Raw genomic sequence first — 21422 nt, 5'->3', positions numbered from 1 at the left:
AAGCGCGCCGATGTCAACCTCAGCTGCGGCAGAGAATGGCAATTTGCCACTCACGCGGCCGCGGATTTCTTCACGGCGGGCGCAAGAACCGTTTCCTGCTGTACTGCCGGCACCTCGCCGTTGACGATCGCCTCGATGCCCGAGCGCGGTCTCGGCTTACCGAAGAGGAAGCCCTGCACCTGCAGGCAGCCTTCCCGTCGAAGGAAGTCGATATGGTCTTCGTTTTCGACGCCTTCAGCAAGCACCGGTATGTCGAGGCTTGCCGCAAGAATGAGCGTCGAACGCACGATCGCCGCAGACTGCTTGTTGGTGACAACGCCGTCGACGAAGGCGCGGTCGATCTTGATCTTGTCGAACGGGAAGCTCTGCAGTGTCGACAGTGACGAATAACCCGTGCCGTAATCGTCCATCGCCACCTTTACGCCCAGCGCTTTCAGCCGGCGGATTGCCTGCAGCGCATGTTGATGATCGGCGATGATGCCGGATTCGGTGATCTCGATCTCGAGTCGCGCCGCCGGCAGGCCGGTGTCGAGCAGGATCCGATGCACGATCTGCGGTAGGCGGTTGTCGCCGAGCTGCTGCGGCGCGACATTGACGGCGATGCGTAATGGGTTCTTCCAGGTCACCGCTTCCGCGCAAGCGGCCCGCAGCACCCATTCACCAAGCTCAATGATAAAGCCGGTCTTTTCCGCGATCGGAATGAATTCGACGGGTGAGATGTAGCCGCGCGCGGGATGTCTCCAGCGCAGGAGCACTTCCAGGCCAACGATGTCGCGCGTCACCGTGTCATTCTGCTGCTGGTAGAATAGCTCGAATTCGCCGCGCGCCAATCCCTCCCGCATCTCGCTCGCCAGCGCGTTGCGTTCGCGCGCTGCCTGGTCCATCGAGGGCTCGTAGAAGCATATGCTGTTGGTCGCCGTCGATTTTGCCCGATACATGGCGATATCGGCCTGCGACAACAGGTCGTCCAAATTGTCCGCCAGTCCGGGATAGGTGGAGATACCGATGCTGGAGCCGACGGTCAGCGCATGGCCGTTCCATTCGATCGGCCGAGCGATCTCGTCGAGCATGCGTTGGGCCAGTCCCTTGGCGTCCGAACGGACGAAATAATCGCACATGACGGCCACGAACTCGTCGCCGCCGACCCGCGCCACGAACTGGCCGTCCTGCATGATCTTGAACAGCCGCTCGGCGACGGCGCGCAGCACGGCATCGCCGGCGGCGTGACCGTGAACGTCGTTGATTTCCTTGAAACGGTCGAGGTCGAAGGAGAGCACGGCGATATTGGCCGCCATGTCCGTCGGTTTATTGACCAGCGCCGACAGATGCTCGTTGAAGGCGGCGCGATTGGCAAGATTGGTCAGCGGGTCATGCAGCGACAGATGGCGGTAACGCTCGACGGCTGCCTGCGTCGACTGCATGTCGATGATATAGGTGGAGGCACCCAGCGCCAGTATGATGATCATGACGGCGCTAACGAGACCGGTCATGATGCCGTCCGAGATGATCTCGGTGGGCGCCGCAACAGTGGCATCCGGCTGGATCGTCAGCCCCGCCATGCCGGTGAAATGCGTGAGCACGATCGCAAGGATCAGCGAAAGGGCAGCTCCGTGGCGGCAGAAACGTGTGATCGGCCGGCCGACGCGATTGGTGGCGACCGCGCCGAACAAGCCGGCCAAGACCAGCGAGGCGACGACATAAGAGGCCTGCCATTCGAGACGACCCTCGACCTCGTACCCGGCGATCCCGACATAGTGCATGACCGCGATGCCGAGGCCGACGATCACGCCGCCTGCCTCGATAAGCGCGCTCTTCTGCGCGATTGACGCGATGGCAAAGCCGGTCATCGTCGTCGCGACGGCTGCAAACAGCGACAGCAGCGTCAGCTTCGGCTCATAGCCGTTCGCCACCGTCGTCTGGTAGCCGAGCATGGCGATGAAATGCGTCGTCCAGATGGTCGAGCCGCCAACGAATCCGGAGAGAAACAGCCAGTTGGTTTTCTGCAGCCCCTGCGATCGGCGCACCCGGGTGAAGAGGCGCATCGACAGCATCGATCCGAGCACACAAATAACGGTGGCGAAGATCAGATGCGGAAGGCTATGTTCGACGGTGATGCAGGAAAGGACGCGCAACATGAGAGGCAACCGGCAAATTGAGACGGCCCTGCTTATATTGGCGGGTAAACGCAGGATTTATTAATCGCCGCCGATTTCGTTTTCGATGGTTAAACCTTGGCGAAAGCGTGTATCTTGGCAAAAAACAACCCGAATCCGCAACTTGCGTTTCCGATCGACTTATAATATAGGCCACCGGTCCGTGTAGACACCCTTGGAGGCAACGCGGATGAGGTCGGGTCATACCGCCTCCGGTTCGTCGGAACAAGGCTTTTGCCCGCCGCCGAACTCTCCAAATAACCTCGAAAGGAATAGCCATGAGCCAGGAAACTTACGAGCTCAAGGCCGAGGCGCGCGAACGGGTTGGTAAGGGGTCCGCCCGTGAACTTCGCCGCAACGGTTTAATTCCCGCTGTCATCTACGGTGACAAGCAGGCCCCCATTACCATCGCTCTCAACACCAATGAGGTGACGAAGCGCATTCACGCCGGTGGTTTCATGACCACCGTGGCGACGATCGAAGTCGACGGCAAGAAGCACAAAGTTCTGCCGAAGGACTACCAGCTCGATCCGGTCCGTGACTTCACCATGCATGTCGATTTCCTGCGCGTCTCCGGCAACACACAGGTGACCGTCGAAATCCCGGTTCACTTCATCAACGAAGAGAAGTCCCCGGGCCTCAAGGTCGGCGGCGTTCTGAACATCGTTCGCCATGAAGTCGAAGTTCATTGCCCGGCCGATGCGATCCCTGAGTTCTTCAACATTGATCTCAGCGGCAAGAAGATCGGCGACAGCATCCACATCGCGGAAGTCACTCTGCCGAAGGGCGTCACCCCGGTCATCGACCGCGACTTCACGATCGCGACGATTATCGCTCCGGCTGCCGGCATTGACGAGAGCGCCGCGGAAGGCGAAGCCGAAGCCTGATCGCTTCGACGAATTTGTAAAGCATATGGCCCGCTTTCCCGTGAACTGGCTCCTGAAAGGTTGTCGTCCAACTTTCAGGAGCCAGTTCACTGGGAAAGCGGGCTTTTCATTGCCCCGCAAGGCCCGTTTCAGCAACATTTAACAAATTCGTGAAAGCATGTTCCGTCAGCTGCGAAGAAGCCCGCCTTAATGCGCGACGGCAAATATGGCGGCCTGGGGGAGTAGACGGAAACATGAACAATTCCGTTGAGAACAGATTTTTTGCGATAGTTTGCGGAGCGCTGCTTGTTTTTGTCGCTCCCCTCTTTGTTCTCTTCCTTTTTCTTTCCTCGGAACGGGCCGACAAGGAAATACGCGATCATATCTCCGTTCTTCTCGTCGCCAATGCTCAGGCGCTGGCCAAACCGCTGTGGGACCTCGATGAGGAGAGCGTTACCCAGATCAGCGCGACGGTCGTTTCCCAGGGCGCCATCGTCAAGGTCGAAGTGCGTGACCAGTCAGGCCAACTCGATGTCAGCCAGTCCACCATTCCGCGCTCCTTCGACGGCAAGCTGGTGCAGGTGTCGCGCGCCATCATCTACAACACTGTCGACGGTCCGAAGAACCTCGGCAGCATCAGCGTCTATTATCCCGCACTCGGCCTGTTTTCCGGCCTGAAGCAGGAAGAGGTCGTCTTCATTTCGATCTTCATCTTCGCGGTGCTGACCGTTTTCGGCACGGCGCTGATCGGCAACCGTTTCTTCGTCATCCAGCCGCTAATGCGGCTGGCGGCGGCGATCGAGGCCACCCGCCAGCTGGGCTCCCGCCATCATGTCGACTGGCAGTCGAACGACGAGATGGGACGGCTTGCCCATAGCTTTAACGAGATGCAGACCAAGCTCGAAAGCGAGGAAAAGGAGCTTAAGCTCGCCCACCGCCGCGCCACCGACATCTACAATCTGACGCCCGCCATGCTCTTCTCACTCGATGAGGAAGACCGCATCACCGCCGTCAGTGATTATTGGCTGCTTGCCACAGGCTATAACCGTGCCGCCGTCATCGGCCGCAACTTCGCCGATCTCGTCACTTCCGCCACCCGCGACAAATTCGTCAAGCGCCGCCGGGGCGAAAGCGGCATGACCGTCACTGTCAAGTTTGTCTGCCTGGACGGTCGCACCATGGACGTCCTGATCATGGAATCAGAGGCGGAAGCCGGCGCTCACGATCGCCTCTCGCTATCGGTCATGACCGATGTCACCGAACTCAAGGCGTCAGAGGACCGCAACCACCGCCAGGCAATCACCGATCACCTGACCGGACTTCTTAATCGCCAGGGCTTCGAGGCCGTCCTCGACAACAAGATCGCCGCCGCCGACGCCGCCGGCCAGGAACTCGCCTGTCTCTTCGTCGATCTCGACCGCTTCAAGTGGATCAACGACAATATGGGCCATGCCGCCGGCGACATGGCGCTGGTCGAGCTCGTCGAGCGCCTGAAAACCCATCTTGCCCCCTGCGACGAGGCAGCCCGTCTCGGCGGCGACGAATTTGCCATCTTGCTGCCGGCAAAGGACGCCGAAAAACGCGCCAAGGCAATGTGCGAGCAGATTGCCACGCTCTTCGAAACGCCATTCGCCCCGGACATGCATCTGAGCGCTTCCGTCGGCATCGCCATCTATCCGCATCATGCCGCAACCGCGGCCGAACTGCTGCAGAAATCCGACATGGCGATGTATGCCAAGAAACGCGACGGCAAAAACGGCGCGCAGCTCTTCGACAATGCCATGCTCGACCGTGCCCGCAGCCGCGCCGAGATCGAAGCCAATATCGAAGCCGGCCTCGTCGACAACTGGTTCGAGGCCTTCCTGCAGCCGATCGTCAACCTGAACGGTCGCGGCATATCAGGTTTCGAGGCGCTAATGCGCCTCAACCATCCACAGAAGGGCTTGATGCCACCGGCCGAGATCATCAGTGTCGCCGAGGAGACGGCAAAAATTGTCCGCGTCGGCAACGTCATCATGGAAAAGGCGGTCGCCAACCTCGCGAAGATTTCCCGCATCCCCGGTATGCAGGATACCTATCTCGCCATCAACTTCTCGCCGCTGCAGTTCGAGCCGGCGCTGCCGGCCCGTCTTGCCGCCATCGTCGGTCGCCACGGCATCCGTCCCGAACGCATCGTCGTCGAGATCACCGAGGCTGTGCTGATGCACGACAACCCTGAGATCCGCATGATCGTCACCGAGCTTCGTCGCTTCGGCTGCCGTATCGCGCTTGACGATTTCGGCACCGGCTATTCGTCGCTGAGCTACCTTAACCGCTTCCCTGTCGACATCATCAAGATCGACCAGTCTTTCACGCGCGCGATCAACGATGGCGATGACGATGTGCGCCAGAAGAGCCGCATGCTGATCGAAGGCATCACCACGCTCTCCCACAAGATGGACTGTACCGTTATTGCCGAAGGCATCGAGACCGAAGAGGAGTGCCGCACGCTCCACCAGATGGGGCTTGACTATGGCCAGGGCTACCTCTTCCACCGTCCGCAGCACGCAGCCACGCTGATCGAGAAACTGATGGCCTCGCAATCGGCCATCGCACGCGCCTCGTAAACGAAGAACGAAGGAGATGATACCGATGAAAAAGCTCCTGCTTCTCGCATGCCTGGCGCTGCCATGCACCGCCCATGCGCAAACGGTGACCTTCGCGACCGAGGACTATGCCCCCTTCAACTACCGCGAAGGCAAGGAGATCAAGGGCGCGACCGTCGAGCAGGTCGAAAAGATAATGGCCGCGATCGGCGTCGACTACACGATCGAAATCATGCCCTGGGCACGCGCTTTCAGCCTTGCCCGCACGGCGCCGATGACCTGTGTCTTCGCGACCGCCCACAACGGCGCGCGTGACGCATTGTTTAAATGGGTCGAGCCGCTGCTCATCGACCGCAACATCCTGATCACCCGCAAGGGTTCTGATGTCACCGCCAGCAATCTGGACGAGGCGAAGAAATATACGGTCGGCACTCAGCGCGAGGATTACACCGAGACGATCCTGAAGGAGAAGGGCTTCATCAAGCTCGATGTCGCCAGCGACTTCAACGCGACGCTGCGCAAACTGCTTGGCGGGCGCATCGACATGATGCCGATCTCCGAACTCTATTTCGATAAGCTGCAAGTCGATCAGCCGGTGGAGATGGTGACAGTGCTCTCCTCCCAGCCGATGGGCATCGCCTGCGAGAAGAACTTTCCGGCCGATCTGCTCGCCAGGATGCAGGCTGCCCTCGACAAGCTGATCGCCGACGGCGACCAGAAGCAGATCTTCCTGAAATACGGCATGAACCTGTCAAACTGATCCTGTCTGAGTGACCTTGGCCGACAGACCGCTGCCCTTTCCGCTTGACTTTGCTTTCATTTCGCGGTGGTGAACGGCTGGAAGTTCTAGCAAGGAAAAACAGACCATGCTGATCATCGCGGGTCTCGGCAATCCCGGCGGCAAATACGCCGGCAACCGCCATAATATCGGCTTCATGGCCGTCGATGCCATTCATCGGCGCCACAGCTTTTCGCCCTGGTCGAAGAAGTTCAGGGCCGAGATCGCCGAGGGCGAACTCGGCGGCGAGAAGGTGCTGCTGATCAAGCCGCAGACCTTCATGAATCTTTCCGGCGAGTCCGTCGGCGAAGCGATGCGTTTCTACAAGCTCCAGCCGGCCGATCTCGTGGCGATCTACGACGAACTCGACCTTCCCCAAGGCAAGGCGCGGCTGAAGACCGGTGGCGGCCACAACGGCCACAACGGCATCAAGTCGCTCGACGCCCATTGCGGCAAGGAGTACCGGCGGCTGCGCCTCGGCATCGGTCATCCCGGCGTCAAGGAGATGGTTCAGAGCCACGTGCTCGGCGATTTCACCAAGGCCGACAAGGCCTGGGTGGAGCCACTTCTGGACACGCTCGCCGACAATGCCGACATGCTGGTGCGAAACGAGGATTCGCAGTTGATGAACAAGATCGCGCTGGCGCTCGGCGGCAAGGCCGAGGAGGAGAGGCCGGCGAAAGAGCAGAGGCCGGCCGGCCAGTCGCATATCCAGCAGGCTCGCGGCCACAACCAGCCGAAGCTGCCGGTGACCGGCCCGATGGCCGACATGCTGAAAAAGATGTTCGGCAACAAGGGCGATTGAGATTGATGCCGGATGGAGACGTCATCATCCGCCCTGCCGTCCGCGGCGATCTTCCCGGTCTCCTGGCCCTCTACCGACAGTTGAACCCCACCGATCCGGTTCTTGACGAGGCCAGTGCCGAGAAACGCTTTTCCGCCGTCCTGGCTCAGCCGGGTATGAGCGTCTTCATCGGTGTCGCGGGTAACGTCGCCATCGCCACCGTCACGCTCGTCGTCGTGCCGAACCTGACGCGGAACGGCGCCTCCTATGCGCTCATCGAAAACGTCGTCACCCATGCCGATCATCGCAAGCGCGGTTATGCCCGCGCCGTCATCGCCCATGCGGTTGCAGACGCCTGGAGCGCCGGCTGCTACAAGGTGATGCTGCTCACCGGCTCCAAAAATCCGGCAACATTGCGCTTCTATGAGAATTGCGGCTTCGTGCAGGAGAAGACCGGCTATCAGATTCGCCGGCTTTAACCCCATTTTAGAGGCGGCCCTCAGGCAGCACCTATTCTTCCGGTTCGGTGGTGAACATCAGCGGAAAGCCCATGCCCTTGGCAAGGTCGATGCCTTCCTTGGCCTTGGTCTCGGCGATATCTCTGGCGCAGACCACGACAACGCAGGAACCGAGCTTGTGCGCCGTCATCATCACCCGGTAGCCGGTCTCCTCGCTCATGCGGAAGACGGCCTTCAGGACCATGATGACGAACTCGCGCGGGGTATAGTCATCATTGACGAGGATGACCTTGTAGAGCTTCGGCTTGTCCAGCTTCGGCTTCACCTTGGTCTTCGGTTTCACGGCAATGTCACTGTCACTCATCGGAAAAATCCACCCGTTGATGACATGGGATCAGGAATCTTCAAAACCATCTAATCATTGTCGATGACGAATTTTCGACAGCCGGCCGGCCGGCTCCCCGCCCCAAACAGGCAAGAGCTTGTCGCCGGCTTCGACACCGATAGGGCCACTGCGTCTATACGAACAGCGACCGGCATTCTGATGAAATCAGCAATACGTCGAAATCTCCATCGGTAATCAAGAATAGGCCAGCACCGATCCGTCGGCAAGTGAGCGACGCTAAAAGCTCTCTAAGACTTGACCACATTGCTCCTTTATCTCATAGGCACCAGCAAGGAATTCAAGAACAGCAGGTTTCAGCCATGGGCTTCAAATGCGGTATCGTCGGGCTGCCGAATGTCGGCAAATCGACCCTCTTCAACGCACTCACCAAGACGGCCGCCGCACAGGCGGCGAATTATCCCTTTTGCACCATCGAGCCGAACACCGGCGAAGTCGCCGTTCCCGATCCGCGCATGCGCAAGCTTGCCGACATCGCCAAGTCGAAGGAATTGATCCCGACCCGCATCTCGTTCGTCGATATCGCCGGCCTGGTGCGCGGCGCCTCGAAGGGCGAAGGCCTCGGCAACCAGTTCCTCGCCAATATACGGGAGGTCGATGCTATCGTGCATGTGCTGCGCTGCTTCGAAGACAGCGACATCACCCATGTCGAGGGCCGCATCAACCCGGTCGCCGATGCTGAGACGATCGAGACCGAGCTGATGCTTGCCGATCTCGAGAGCCTGGAGCGCCGCACCGAGCAGACCCGCAAGCGCGCCACCGGCAAGGACAAGGATTCGGTGGCGATGCTGCCGATCATGGAAGCCTCGCTGAAGCTGCTCAACGAAGGCAAGCCGGTTCGCACGCTGCTGTCGACGCTCGATGCGGAAGAAATCGTCATCCTCAAGAGCCTCAATCTTCTGACTTCGCATCCGGTGCTCTACGTCTGCAACGTCGCCGAAGGCGATGCCTCGACCGGCAACGAATTCACCGAGGCCGTCGCGGTGATGGCGAAGGAGCAGGGTGCCGAAACCGTCACGATCTCGGCGGCGATCGAGTCTGAGGTCGCCCAGCTTCCCGAAGAGGAGGCCAAGGAATTCCTCTCCGCCCTCGACCTTGACGAGGCGGGCCTCGACCGGCTGATCCGCGCCGGCTACAAGCTGCTCCACCTCATCACCTATTTCACCGTCGGCCCGAAGGAAACGCGCGCCTGGACGATCGAGCGCGGCACCAAGGCGCCGCAGGCCGCCGGCGTCATCCATTCGGATTTCGAACGCGGCTTCATCCGCGCCAACACCATCGCCTATGACGACTACATCAAATATAACGGTGAAGTCGGCGCCAAGGATGCCGGCAAAGCACGCGACGAAGGCAAGGAATATGTCGTCCAGGACGGCGACGTCATCCACTTCCGCTTCAACACCTGAACGGATACTGCCGCTATCCCGATCGATTCATTTCGCCCAAATCGCTCAGCGGTTTGGGCGAAATCGTAAGATTTACGGAGTTGCCTCTAAGACGGCCGGCGGCAGTCTTTGCGAAATGGCGGCCGGCAGCGCCCGCAGCACGATGCGGCGCAGCGGCATCCAGCCCGTTCCGATGACGAGCACGATCGCCCCGACGACGATCAGCGTCGTGAAGATATAGGTATCAACCGTCGCACTTCCCTGCCGGAAAATGCCGTAAATCGCAAAACCGAGCGACAGCAGTCCAGACGTGACAAAGGCCCGCCGGTCGATGACAAGGCCGATCAGCATCAGCACCGCAACGCTGATAACGATGATCGGCGTCTTGATCGAAACCGTCTGGGCAACATCCAGCAAATTGCCGTCGAACGAAATCAGCAGGCGGACGCTGAAGAGCAGCGCCGGTGCAGCACCCAGATGAAGCCAGAAGGCGATATCGGAGCGTGTCGTCCGGCGCATCCGATCGCCAAGATCGAAATACAGCGCCGTTGCGAACAGCCCGAGCGCGCAAACGAGGCAGACCACCGCGAGCAAGACGGGATAGTTGGCGAAGAATTGCGGATCCCCGCTCGCCCATTGCATGAGCCGCAAAAGGAGGGTGAGGACGAATGCAAGGGCCGACATGATGCAGAGCGCCAACGCCAACGGCACACGATAGCGGACATAATAGGCGCCGAAAATGATAGGGAAGCCGGCAACGAACTGCGTCGCATCCGCCCCGTTGAAAGCGGGTGTTATCGGCTTGAAAAAGTAGGACATCAGCAGGAATGTCCAGCAGAACAGCGCGATCGTCAGGCTGCCGGCAGAGCAAGCCGCTGCCGGCGCACCAGGATCTCCGAAAGCACAATGATCGCCGGCAGCACGGCATAAAGTGCGGCAAGCCCCCAGAGGCCGCCGAGCGCCACAACGACACCGATCGTGATCAGCACATCGTGAAAGCCGCGCACGAAACGCGGTGTCTCGGTATCCGACCAGACCTGCTCTCCCTGCGCTGCCATTACCGGCCGTGCCTCTCTGACGGTAACGCCGCGCTCGGCCAGAAACGGCAAAAGCCGCCCGCCTGCCTCCGGCGAAATCAGCCCCTGGCGCGCAGCTTCCTCGAGTATCGATCTCAGTTCCGTCATACCCGTTTATCTCCCCGGAATCATTGAGCCCGCGCGGATGCTATTGTAAGCATTGTGCGCTGCATATGGCGGGAGGAATGAATGTCGGCAGAAAAACTTTCCTTCGAGGATTTCCGGCCCGGCTGCCGCTTCGCGCTTGGCCCGAAGCTGGTCGTCGCCGAGGAAATCATTGAGTTCGCAAGGGAATTCGATCCGCAGCCGATGCATCTCGACGAGGCTGCCGGTCGCGCCAGCATTCTCGGCGGGCTTGCCGCCTCCGGCTGGCATACCTCTTCGATGTTCATGCGCATGATGGCCGACAGCTATGTGCTTCATTCGCTCTGCGAAGGTGCGCCGGGCGTCGATCTGATGGAATGGCGAAAGTCGGTGCTTGCCGGCGACACGCTGTCAGGCCATTCGACCGTGCTCGAAGCCCGGCCGATGCGCTCACGCCCCGGCATGGGCATCGTCAAATTCCGCCATGAGGTGGAAAACCAGCGCGGCGAACTTGTCTGCGTCTCGGAGAATTCGGTCATGTTCGGCATGCGTGCCCGTCCCGCAGATATCGGCATAAGCCCGGAGACGTCAGCATGAGGATGTCCGATCTTTACGCGGTTGGCGAGAAGGCCGAGATCGGCAGCTACACTTTTACCGAAGAAAACATCATCCGTTTCGCGACGCGATACGATCCGCAGCGTTTCCACGTCGACAAAGAAGCCGCCAAAGACACCCTCTTCGGCGATCTCTGCGCCTCGGGCTGGCACACCACCGCCGCCTGGATGCGAACCTTCCTCGCCTTTTGGGAAAGGCAGAGTGTCGCACTCGCACAAAAGGGTCTAACGTCGCCGAACCTCGGCCCCTCGCCTGGTTTCCAGAAATTGCAATGGCTGCGGCCGGTCTTCGTCGGCGACGTCGTCACCTACTCCGTCGCCTTCCTCTCCAGCCGGGCGCTCGCGTCACGACCGGGATGGCACCTCAACACCATCCTCTGCGAGGGCGTCAATCAAAACGGCGATGCTGTTATCCGCTTCGAAAGCGGCGTGCTCGAATTCGACTGACGCTGCAGGCAGGAAGACTCAGTGGCCGGAGAATTCGACCAGCGTGTGCACGATAATGCCGAGTTCTTCCAGCTTTCTGCGGCCGCCGAGATCCGGCAGGTCGATGACGAAGCAGGCGCCGACCACTTCCGCGCCCATCTGGCGCAGCAGCTTCGTTGCGCCGACGGCCGTGCCGCCGGTGGCGATCAGGTCGTCGACCAGGATCACCTTCTCGCCGGGCTGCACCGCATCGCGATGCATCTCCATCTCGTCGACGCCATATTCCAGACTGTAGGCGATGCGCACGGTCTCGTGCGGCAGTTTGCCCTTCTTGCGGATCGGCACGAAGCCCGAGGAAAGCTGGTGGGCCACCGCACCGCCCAGAATGAAGCCGCGCGCCTCCATGCCGGCGATCTTGTCGATTTTCGTGCCCGCATAGGGCTGCACCAGTTCGTCAACCGCCCTGCGGAAAGTGCGTGGATTGCCGAGCAGCGTGGTGATGTCACGGAAAATGATGCCGGGCTTGGGATAGTCGGAAATGGAGCGGATGCTGGCTGCGAGCTCCGAAATCGTATTGTCCATGGAAAGTCCATATTCTGCGAGGGCATGAAACTGGCCGCACCCTATCAATTGCCAGGGGCGGAACCAACAGAAAAGGCGGCCCGAGGCCGCCTTTTGAATGTCGATCGGGAACCGCTCAATGTTCCTTGTTGGCGTAGATCGAGCGCTTCGTCAGGTAGATCAGCACCGTGAAGATCAAGAGGAAGATCATCACCATGAAGCCCGTACGCTTGCGCTCCTCAAGATGCGGCTCGGCGGCCCACATCAGGAAGGCGGAGACGTCTTTCGAATACTGGTCGACCGTCGCCGGCGCGCCATCGTCATAGGTCACCTGGCCGTCGGAGAGCGGCTTCGGCATGGCAAGGACAGCCGCGGCATGGAAATAAGGGTTATAATGGCCGCCCTGCGGCACCTGGAAACCGGCTGGCGGCTCTTCATAACCGGTCAGCAGCGAATGGATGTAATCCGGGCCACCTTCCTGATATTGCGTGAAAATGTCGAAGACGAATTGCGGGAAGCCGCGCTCGACTTCGCGAGCCTTTGCAATCAGCGAAAAGTCGGGCGGAGCCGCACCGTTGTTGGAAGCAGCAGCGGCCTCCGCGTTGGGGAAAGGCGCCGGGAAGTGATCGGAAGGGACCGCTTTGCGGGTAAACATTTCACCGGCAGCGTTCGGGCCGTCCTGAACCTCGTAATTCGCTGCGAAAGCCTTCACCTGCGCCTCGGAATAACCGAGCTCGTCGAGCATGCGGAAGGGCACAAGGTTCATCGAATGACAGGCGGAACAGACTTCGGTGTAGACCTTGAGGCCGCGCTGAAGCTGACCCTTGTCGTAGTGGCCGAACGGACCGGCAAAAGTCCATTCCTCCTCCTTCGGCTCCTTCAGCGGATAGTGCGGCGTCGCACTTTCCTCGTGATGGGCGGGAGCCGCGCCGTTTGCGGGCGTCGCTTCCTGGGCAAAGGCGGCGCTGCTGAGAACGGTAGCGACAGCGAGCGGCAGAATGCTTGCAACAAGCTTTTTCATATTCCTATTCCTTCGCTCGCTTACGCTTTGGCTGCCGCACTGGCTGCAGCTGTTTTGTTGCGCTTTTCGAGCACCGCTTCGGTGATCGAGTTCGGGATGCGGCGCGGCGTTTCCACCAGGCCGAGAACTGGCATCGCGACCAGGAAGAAAGCGAAGTAGAGGAGTGTGCAGAACTGCGAGATCATGACATAGCCGCCTTCCGCCGGCTGCGAACCGAGCCAGCCGAGGATGATCGCATTGATCACGAACAGCCAGTAGAACAGCTTGTACCAGGGGCGGTAGACGGCCGAACGGACCTTCGAGGTATCGAGCCAGGGCAGGAAGAACAGCACGATGATCGCGCCGAACATCACCAGTACGCCGCCAAGCTTGGAGTCGATCGGACCGACGTTGAAGGTGATCGAACGCAGCATCGCGTAGAACGGCAGGAAGTACCATTCCGGAACGATATGGGCCGGCGTCTTCAACGGGTCGGCCGGGATGTAGTTGTCGGCGTGGCCGAGAAAGTTCGGCAGGTAGAAGACGAAATAGGCATAGACCAGCAGGAAGATTGAGACGCCGAGAGCATCCTTCATCGTCGCATAAGGCGTGAAGCGCACTGTATCCGTCTTCGTCTTGACCTCGACGCCCGTCGGGTTCGTCTGGCCGACAACGTGCAGTGCCCAGATGTGCAGGATGACGACGCCGGCGATCATGAACGGCAGCAGGTAGTGTAGCGAGAAGAAGCGATTCAGCGTCGGATTTTCGACAGCGAAACCGCCGAGCAGGAACTGCTGCACCCATTCGCCGATCAGCGGGAAGGCCGAGAAGAAGCCGGTGATGACGGTGGCGCCCCAGAAGGACATCTGGCCCCAGGGCAGAACGTAGCCCATGAAGCCGGTCGCCATCATCAAGAGGTAGATGACCACGCCGAGGATCCAGAGGATTTCGCGCGGCGCCTTGTAGGAGCCGTAATAGAGGCCGCGGGCAATGTGCAGGTACACCGCGACGAAGAAGAAGGACGCGCCGTTGGCATGCATATAGCGCAGCAGCCAGCCGTGGTTGACGTCGCGCATGATCTTTTCAACGGAATTGAAGGCGACCGACGATTCGGCAGCGTAATGCATGGCGAGCGTGACGCCCGTCAGGATCTGCACCACCAGCATGACGGCGAGCATGGCGCCGAAGGTGTAGGCGTAATTCAGGTTACGCGGAACCGGATAGGCGACGAAGCTGTCATAGACCATGCGCGGCAATGGAAGGCGCGCATCGACCCATTTCTCGAGGCCGGTTGATGGCTCGTAGCTGGAATGGCCACTCATTAATCAGTCTCCCCTCAACCGATCTTGATCTTGGTATCGGACAAAAATGAAAAGGTCGGAATCGCCAGGTTCTGCGGCGCCGGGCCTTTGCGGATGCGGCCGGCCGTGTCGTAGACCGAGCCATGGCAGGGACAGAACCAACCATTATATTCACCGGCCTGGCCGAGCGGCACGCAGCCGAGATGCGTGCAGGTGCCGATCATGACGATCCAGTTTTCCTTGCCCTTGCCGCCCGACCGGTCAACACCCGTTGCCTGAGCGTCGACAGGGAGGTTTGCATTGCGCGCGATCGGGTCCTTCAGATCGCCAAGCTGGACGGCGTTTGCCGCTTCCACTTCCTCAGGCGTGCGATTGCGGATGAAGATCGGCTTGCCGCGCCATTTGACCGTCAGTGACATGCCAGGCTCAAGGCTGGCAACGTCGACTTCAATGGAGGCGAGAGCGAGTGTCGAAGCGTCAGGACGCATCTGATCGATGAATGGCCAAGCGACTGCAACGGCGCCGACGGCGCCTGCCATACCAGTGGTGAGATAAAGGAAATCACGGCGAGTGGGTTCGCCCATGCCCTCGCTTGTCGTTTCGTGTTCGCTCACGGCTAACATCCTCTGCGCAATTTTCGCGGAATTCCGCCCTGCCCCCTCTACCGGCGAATCTCTCTGGACACAATTCGGCCATAGATTCCCCGGCAATCCGGCGCGTTCTATGCTTGATCGCAAATTATGTCCAGCCTTGGCAAGGGGATGAGGGCACAATGTCGCGGGAAATTTCGGAGGAATTTTTTAAGGCAAACACGCGCTTGCCATTATGTTGCATTGCAACAAAAACGGCCTCGTGATAGGCGCAGTCGCAGCCACGCCAGCGAGCCGGACCGGAGCGGATGAGAGACACGATTTTTTGCGTATTCAGCGTCCTCACGACCCTCGTTCTCGCCATCGTCTCTCTGCGATACGTTGCCGATTTCTATCTGCTGTCGTTCTTTTACAGCTTCCAGGTCCATCTGGCGGTGGCCGGCGTGGTGGCCTCCGTCGCAGCCCTTCTCGTCAAGCGGCATTGGTATGCGCTGCTGACCTTCGCGGTATCGGTGGTCCTTGCCGTCCACGGCGTCGTGATGATGCGCGAGTTCATCGAACCATCAGTCGAGGAGAGCCGCCCGGCCCTGTTCAGGCTGATGTCCTTCAATATCGAGAACGATAATTTCGCAAACGGCCCTGACATCGCCGACATGGTCATCGCCTCGGGCGCCGATGTCGTCAACATCCTGGAGGCCGAACCGGTGCTGTCTGAACTGCCGCGGTTGTTGAAGGCCTATCCCTATTACATCGGATGCGGCGTCGGCATGGAGCAATGCGATACGCTGGTCTTGTCGAAACGTCCGCCGATCGAACCCCACATCCGCAATCTCGGCCTGCTCTGGCGCAATCGGCTGACGATCTCGACGATCGATTTCGACGGCCAGAAGGTCAATTTCCTCGCCGCGCACCTGACAAAACCTTATTACGATGAGTTCCACGGCCTCGAAATCTGGGATCTCGCGGAGATCATCCCCTCCCTTTCGGGACCGCTCGTCCTTTCCGGTGATTTCAATACGTCGATTCTGGCGCCAGACGTGCAGTATCTCATGCGCACCCAAAGCTTGGGGACGGTATCGCTGGAGCCCGCGACATGGCCGATCCGGGCCGGCGCCTTCGGTATTCCGATCGATCACGTCTTTACCCGGGCGCCGCTGCGGCTGAAATCGGTGCGCCGCATCGAGAACGGCTTCGGATCAAATCATTTTGGCCTCATGGCGGAATTTGTCGTCGATCCTTGAGCCCGTGTCCTCATCCGTAGCGAGGAAGCCGCCGGACTGGCGCGCCCAAAGTTCGGCATAGAGCCCGGCGTGACGAAGCAGTTCGTCATGACTGCCTTCCTCGATGATCCGGCCGAGATCGACGACGATCAGCCGGTCGAGCGCGGCGATCGTCGAGAGCCGATGGGCGATCGCAAGCACCGTCTTGCCTTCCATGATTCGATGGAGATTCGACTGGATCGCTTCCTCCACTTCCGAATCGAGCGCCGACGTCGCTTCGTCGAGAACGAGGATTGGGGCGTCCTTCAGCATGACGCGGGCAATGGCGATGCGCTGCCGCTGCCCGCCTGACAGTTTGACGCCGCGTTCGCCGACATGCGCATCGAAACCTCTACGGCCCTGCTGATCCTGCAGGCGGGCGATGAAGTCGATGGCTTCGGCGCGCCTCGCCGCCTCGACGAGCCCGTCCTCGCCGGCATCCGGCCGTCCGAACAGAATATTGTCGCGCACCGAACGATGCAGCAGCGATGTGTCCTGGCTGACGACGCCGATCTGCATCCTGAGCGATTCCTGCGTCACGGCTGCAATATCCTGGCCGTCGATCAGAATGCGGCCGTCCTGAATATCGTAGAGGCGCAGCAGCAGGTTCATCAGCGTCGATTTCCCCGCGCCCGAACGGCCGACGATACCGACCTTTTCGCCCGGGCGGACGGTCAGGGAGAAATTCTCTATGACCGGCTGATGACCCTTGCCGTAGCGGAAGGAAACATTGTCGAAGCGGATACCCGGCTGCCGGACCACCAGGTTTTTCGCATCAAGCCGATCGACGAGCCCTAGAGGCTGGGAGATCAGTTCGGCGGCGTTCTGGATGGTGCCTAGATTGCGCATGATGCCGTTGAACTGCGTCATCAGCCGTCCAAGCAGGAAATTCAGCCTCAGCACCAGTGCCAGAGAGAATGCCACCGCACCCGAACTGACCAGGCCGCGTAGCCAGAGATCGACGCTCAGCCCGGCCATCGTCACGATCATCAGGCCGGAGAGCAGCGCCATGGAGGCCCTGACGCCGGTGATGAACCGCGTGAAGCGCAGCACCGTATCCTGAAAGATATCGAAGCCCTGCCGCATGTAGCGGTCGCTCTCCTCATCGCGCGCAAACAGCTTCAGCGTCTGCATGTTGCTGTAGGAGTCGACCATCCTGCCGTTCAGCATCGATCCGGCTTCCGCCGTTTCGCGGGAATGATGGCGGATGCGCGGAACGAAGTGGCGCGCAAGCAGGCTGAAGGCGCCAAGCCAGAACAGCACGACGGCGGCAAGGGAAAAGTCCAGCCGGGCGACGAGCACGAGCGTCGTTACGGCATAAATGCCGACGAACCAGACGCTTTCCATCAGCGAGGTGACGAGATCGCCGGTCGCTTGCCCAGCCGACCAGACCTTGGTGACGATGCGCCCGGAGAAATCGCTCTGGAAGAACGACAATGACTGCCTGGAGACGTAGAGATAGGATTGCCAGCGAGCGAGATTGTAGAAGCCCGGCGTGATCACCTGCTGGTCGACGAGTGCGATCAGGAAGGCGACGACGAAGCGTACGAGCCCGATAAGGGCGAGCATGCCGAACAATTCGCCGCCATGGGCGGCGAGAAGACCGTTCCAGCCGGCACCAGGCGTGATGCTCCCGAGGATATCGACCAAGCGTCCGACGAACCAGAATAGTGCAGCCTCGATTGCCGCCGATGTCCCACCGAGAACGAGCATGGCGATAAACGGCATCCTCGCCTGGCTGATATAGAACCAGATGAATCCGAGCGTCGAGCGCGGCGGTTGGAGATTGGCGCGTGAGCGGAACGGGTCGATCCAGGTTTCGAATCGACGCAAGATGGGGTTCAGCAACATAGAAGCGATATAGGCGGATTAGCCGACCCGGAAAAGAGAATGAAAAGCGGACAGAATGTTATATTTTGGTAACTATCGATAACATCGGCGGCATCGACATTGACTGCCCCTCAACCGGTCACAATCTGACGTTACGATCGCGCTTCACTGGAGACAACGTTCATGGAAACGAAAATGCTCGATGCGCATATTCCGCTTCCGCTCGCTGAAAGGCTCGATGCCCTGGCCATCGATCTGGCGCTGCCGCGCGACGAGATCGTCACCGAGGCCATCACCGCCTGGATCGACCAGGAGGAGCGCCGCCGCATCACAGCGTTGCGCACGATCGCCGCCGCCAACACCATCGTCCTCATCGAACATCACCGCGCGATTGATTGGGCCGACAGCCTTTGAACGGGAAGCAAACGCGGTCAGGTCTTCAGCAACCGTCCAGCAAGCTCATAGCCATCCTAAGAATTCAAGAGGCCCTCCCCGCTTCCGTGGAGAGGGCCTCATTGCATCTTATTGCGCCGCTACTTCCGCTTCCTCGGCATGATCGGAGAGGAAGCCGCCGGACTGGCGGTTCCAGAGGTCGGCATAGATGCCGCCTCCCGCGATCAGTTCGCTGTGCGAACCGGCCTCGATGATCCGGCCCTTGTCGAGCACGATCAGCCGGTCCATCTCCGTCAGCGTCGAAAGCCGGTGGGCGATCGCGATCACCGTCTTGCCCTCCATGAGGGCGAAGAGGTTTTCCTGGATCGCCGCCTCAACTTCCGAATCAAGCGCCGAGGTCGCCTCGTCGAGCACCAGGATCGGCGCGTCCTTGAGGAAGACGCGGGCGATCGCGATGCGCTGCCGCTGGCCGCCGGAGAGCTTGACGCCGCGTTCGCCGACCTGCGCGTCCAGCCCTTCGCGGCCCTGCAAGTCGACGAGACCTTCGATGAACTCCCAGGCATTCGCGCGTTTGGCGGCCTCGATTACCTCGGCGTCCGTTGCATCGGGGCGACCATAGGCGATGTTGTCGCGGATCGAGCGATGCAGCAGCGAGGTGTCCTGCGTCACCACGCCGATCAGCGAACGCAGGCTTTCCTGCGAGACGCCGGCGATGTCCTGCCCGTCGATGGTGATGCGGCCGGCCTCCAGGTCGTAGAAACGCAGCAGCAGGTTCATCAGCGTGGTCTTGCCGGCGCCGGAGCGGCCGACCAGCCCGACCTTCTCGCCCGCCTTGATGTCGAGCGACAGGTTGTCGATGACGCCCTTGCTCTTGCCGTAGTGAAAGCGGATCCGGTCGTAGTGGATCGCACCCTTCTTCGCCGTCAGGGTGGGTGCGCCCGGCTTGTCGACGATGTCGTGCTGTTTGCTCATCATCTCCATGCCGTCATAGACCGTGCCGATATTCTCAAACAGTGCCGAGACTTCCCACATGATCCATTGCGACATGCCGTTGACACGCATGGCAAGACCGATGGCGATGGCGATGGCGCCGACTGAGATCGCCCCATTCAGCCAGAACCAGATCGACAGGCCCGATATGACGAAGAGCGCGATGCAGTTGTTCATGTAGACGCTGATATGGAAGAGCGTCACCTTGCGCATCTGCTTGTGCACGGTCTGCAGGAACTCGTCCATGCCCTGCTTGGCGTAAACCTCCTCGCGCCCCGCATGCGAAAACAGCTTGACGGTCGCGATATTGGTATAGCTGTCGACCACGCGTCCCGTCATCATCGAGCGCGCATCCGCCTGCGCCGCCGCAATCTTGCGAAGCCGCGGCACGAAATAGGCGACGATGCTGATATAAACTGCGAGCCAGACGAGGATCGGGATCATCAGCCGCCAGTCGGCCGCTGCGATGACGACGATCATCGTCAGGAAGTAGGTGACGACATAGACGAAGACGTCGAGGATCTTCATCACCGTTTCGCGCACCGCAAGCGACGTCTGCATCACCTTGGTCGCGACACGCCCGGCAAACTCATTGGCAAAGAACGACATGCTGTGGCGCAGCAGGAAGCGGTGCATCTGCCAGCGTGCGATCATCGGATAATTGCCGAGCATCATCTGATGCATGATGAGAGAATCGAGCCCGGCAGTCAGCGGCAGGCCGACCAGCACCAGCGCCGCCATCCAGAAAAGCTTGTGACCTTCTCTCTCCAGGAAGGTGGTGCGGTCAGCATTGGTCAGCCAGTCGACGATGTCACCGAGGAACTGGAAGAGCGCCACTTCGCCGATCGCGATCAGTGCGGTCAGCACGGCCATCAGGCCGAGCCAGGGCGCGGCCGGCTTGCTGTAGTGCCAGCAGAAGGCAAAAAGGCCTTTCGGCGGGACGACGGGGTCCTCGCTTGGAAAGGGATTGAGTCGCTGTTCGAACCAGCCAAACATGAAATTGCTCCGAAACGTCAGCGTTCCGGCTCCCGGCTTCGCGCCATCCCAGCGCTACGCAAGCACACATGGGAACCGAACGTTCAAGGGGCGAGGCTGAGACAGCCGCACAATGGATCAGAAAGGAAATTCAGGGAAGCAAGCCGCACTATCGGCGGAAAATCGCACCGCTTGGCATCACGGCCGGGAGGCGCACATACAGCAAAATATTCATTCTGGCGCTCCTTGCTGGCGATTGAAGATATGCACCGATAACGCGAAAACGACGAATTTTCCAGCCCTATTCTGCCAAAAAATTCATCTTTTCGGGCCCAAACGCGTCATGTTGCTTCGAAATCACAGTTGCATTAGGCCTTTGGCGGTGAAAGCGGGAAGATGGCGCATCATGACTTCACTCAGACTGGCACTCTATCAGCCGGATATTCCGGGCAATACCGGCACGATCCTGCGCCTTGCCGCCTGCCTTGGTTTCGCGGTCGATCTGATCGAGCCCGCCGGCTTCGACATTTCCGACCGCAACCTGAAACGGGCCGGCATGGATTATATCGCCGCTGCCGCCCTCACCCGCCATGTCAGCTGGGACCGCTTCGAGGCGTGGCGTCTGGCCACCGGCCGCCGCCTGATCCTCGCCTCGACCAAGGCGGCGGATCGCTATACCGATCTTGCCTACCGCCCGGACGATATCCTGCTTTTCGGTCGCGAAAGCGCCGGCGTGCCGGATCAGGTGCATGAGAGGGCCGATGCGCGCGTCCTGATCCCGATGGTCGAAGGCCAGCGCTCGATCAACGTCGCAGTCTCGGCCGCGATGATCGTCGGCGAGGCGATGCGCCAGACTGTCTGGGCTTGAACGACATCAGACTGGCGGAGAATAATCCGGCGCAATCGTAAAT

General features: G+C 60.1%; 19 protein-coding genes and 1 pseudogene. 11 read left to right on the top strand and 9 right to left on the bottom strand.

Features of this window, described 5'->3' with window-relative positions:
* Positions 1-50: 50 nt before the first annotated feature.
* On the bottom strand, positions 51-2135 hold the full coding sequence (locus ACIPSK_RS13045) for a putative bifunctional diguanylate cyclase/phosphodiesterase (RefSeq protein WP_162116524.1): 2085 nt from the start codon (positions 2133-2135) through the stop codon (positions 51-53).
* Positions 2136-2431: 296 nt separating this feature from the next.
* Here ACIPSK_RS13045 and ACIPSK_RS13040 point away from each other — a divergent pair, with 296 nt between their 5' ends.
* From ACIPSK_RS13040 to ACIPSK_RS13020, 5 genes are all read left to right on the top strand, one after another.
* The gene (locus ACIPSK_RS13040) at positions 2432-3040 is read left to right on the top strand and encodes a 50S ribosomal protein L25/general stress protein Ctc (RefSeq protein ID WP_162116523.1); all 609 of its coding nucleotides are present in this window, start codon (positions 2432-2434) and stop codon (positions 3038-3040) included.
* A gap of 233 nt (positions 3041-3273) precedes the next feature.
* The gene (locus ACIPSK_RS13035) at positions 3274-5625 is read left to right on the top strand and encodes an EAL domain-containing protein (RefSeq protein WP_162116522.1); all 2352 of its coding nucleotides are present in this window, start codon (positions 3274-3276) and stop codon (positions 5623-5625) included.
* Positions 5626-5650: 25 nt separating this feature from the next.
* Positions 5651-6364: a substrate-binding periplasmic protein gene (locus tag ACIPSK_RS13030; RefSeq protein ID WP_162116521.1), complete on the top strand. Its 714-nt coding sequence runs from the start codon at positions 5651-5653 to the stop codon at positions 6362-6364.
* Positions 6365-6470: 106 nt separating this feature from the next.
* Complete coding sequence (gene pth, locus ACIPSK_RS13025) at positions 6471-7187, top strand: aminoacyl-tRNA hydrolase (protein WP_162116520.1); 717 nt, start codon at positions 6471-6473, stop codon at positions 7185-7187.
* A 5-nt stretch (positions 7188-7192) separates the two neighbouring features.
* Positions 7193-7645, top strand: coding sequence for a GNAT family N-acetyltransferase (locus tag ACIPSK_RS13020; protein WP_432653291.1), 453 nt, complete (start codon positions 7193-7195; stop codon positions 7643-7645).
* Positions 7646-7676: 31 nt separating this feature from the next.
* Here ACIPSK_RS13020 and clpS read toward each other — a convergent pair whose 3' ends face one another.
* Positions 7677-7988, bottom strand: a complete 312-nt coding sequence (gene clpS / locus ACIPSK_RS13015; RefSeq protein ID WP_162116518.1) for an ATP-dependent Clp protease adapter ClpS — start codon at positions 7986-7988, stop codon at positions 7677-7679.
* A gap of 341 nt (positions 7989-8329) precedes the next feature.
* Here clpS and ychF point away from each other — a divergent pair, with 341 nt between their 5' ends.
* Entirely contained in the window at positions 8330-9433 is a 1104-nt protein-coding gene (gene ychF, locus ACIPSK_RS13010) for a redox-regulated ATPase YchF (protein ID WP_024319526.1), read from the top strand.
* Between the two features lie 72 nt (positions 9434-9505).
* On the opposite strand, the pseudogene ACIPSK_RS13005 reads toward ychF, so the two are convergent.
* Positions 9506-10596: pseudogene (locus ACIPSK_RS13005) on the bottom strand (hypothetical protein).
* A gap of 81 nt (positions 10597-10677) precedes the next feature.
* Here ACIPSK_RS13005 and ACIPSK_RS13000 point away from each other — a divergent pair.
* Positions 10678-11169, top strand: a complete 492-nt coding sequence (locus tag ACIPSK_RS13000; RefSeq protein ID WP_162116517.1) for a MaoC family dehydratase — start codon at positions 10678-10680, stop codon at positions 11167-11169.
* Positions 11166-11633: a MaoC family dehydratase gene (locus ACIPSK_RS12995; protein ID WP_017965335.1), complete on the top strand. Its 468-nt coding sequence runs from the start codon at positions 11166-11168 to the stop codon at positions 11631-11633. Before ACIPSK_RS13000 ends, ACIPSK_RS12995 begins: the two co-directional genes overlap by 4 nt.
* 18 nt (positions 11634-11651) lie before the next feature.
* Here the strand turns inward: ACIPSK_RS12995 and ACIPSK_RS12990 are convergent, their stop codons facing one another.
* From ACIPSK_RS12990 to petA, 4 genes are all read right to left on the bottom strand, one after another.
* Positions 11652-12194, bottom strand: a complete 543-nt coding sequence (locus tag ACIPSK_RS12990) for an adenine phosphoribosyltransferase (RefSeq protein WP_162116516.1) — start codon at positions 12192-12194, stop codon at positions 11652-11654.
* Positions 12195-12309: 115 nt separating this feature from the next.
* Positions 12310-13194, bottom strand: a complete 885-nt coding sequence (locus ACIPSK_RS12985) for a cytochrome c1 (protein ID WP_017965337.1) — start codon at positions 13192-13194, stop codon at positions 12310-12312.
* A 20-nt stretch (positions 13195-13214) separates the two neighbouring features.
* The gene (locus ACIPSK_RS12980; RefSeq protein ID WP_017965338.1) at positions 13215-14495 is read right to left on the bottom strand and encodes a cytochrome b; all 1281 of its coding nucleotides are present in this window, start codon (positions 14493-14495) and stop codon (positions 13215-13217) included.
* Positions 14496-14509: 14 nt separating this feature from the next.
* Complete coding sequence (gene petA, locus ACIPSK_RS12975) at positions 14510-15088, bottom strand: ubiquinol-cytochrome c reductase iron-sulfur subunit (RefSeq protein ID WP_026154254.1); 579 nt, start codon at positions 15086-15088, stop codon at positions 14510-14512.
* Between the two features lie 284 nt (positions 15089-15372).
* Here petA and ACIPSK_RS12970 point away from each other — a divergent pair, with 284 nt between their 5' ends.
* Positions 15373-16305: an endonuclease/exonuclease/phosphatase family protein gene (locus ACIPSK_RS12970; RefSeq protein ID WP_162116515.1), complete on the top strand. Its 933-nt coding sequence runs from the start codon at positions 15373-15375 to the stop codon at positions 16303-16305.
* On the opposite strand, the gene ACIPSK_RS12965 is transcribed toward ACIPSK_RS12970, so the two are convergent.
* Entirely contained in the window at positions 16261-18174 is a 1914-nt protein-coding gene (locus tag ACIPSK_RS12965; protein ID WP_162116514.1) for an ABC transporter ATP-binding protein, read from the bottom strand. The genes ACIPSK_RS12970 and ACIPSK_RS12965 overlap by 45 nt on opposite strands.
* A 162-nt stretch (positions 18175-18336) precedes the next feature.
* On the opposite strand from ACIPSK_RS12965, the gene ACIPSK_RS12960 reads away from it, so the two are divergent.
* Entirely contained in the window at positions 18337-18567 is a 231-nt protein-coding gene (locus ACIPSK_RS12960) for a ribbon-helix-helix protein, CopG family (protein WP_130662010.1), read from the top strand.
* A 108-nt stretch (positions 18568-18675) separates the two neighbouring features.
* Here ACIPSK_RS12960 and ACIPSK_RS12955 read toward each other — a convergent pair whose 3' ends face one another.
* Positions 18676-20532: an ABC transporter ATP-binding protein gene (locus tag ACIPSK_RS12955; protein ID WP_162116513.1), complete on the bottom strand. Its 1857-nt coding sequence runs from the start codon at positions 20530-20532 to the stop codon at positions 18676-18678.
* A gap of 385 nt (positions 20533-20917) precedes the next feature.
* Here ACIPSK_RS12955 and ACIPSK_RS12950 point away from each other — a divergent pair, with 385 nt between their 5' ends.
* Entirely contained in the window at positions 20918-21379 is a 462-nt protein-coding gene (locus tag ACIPSK_RS12950; protein WP_162116512.1) for a tRNA (cytidine(34)-2'-O)-methyltransferase, read from the top strand.
* Positions 21380-21422 lie beyond the last annotated feature (43 nt).

The sequence above is a fragment of the Rhizobium sp. LARHSG275 genome (assembly GCF_052871115.1).
Note: the sequence above shows the minus strand (reverse complement) of the source record. Positions and strands in the feature narration are given on the sequence as shown.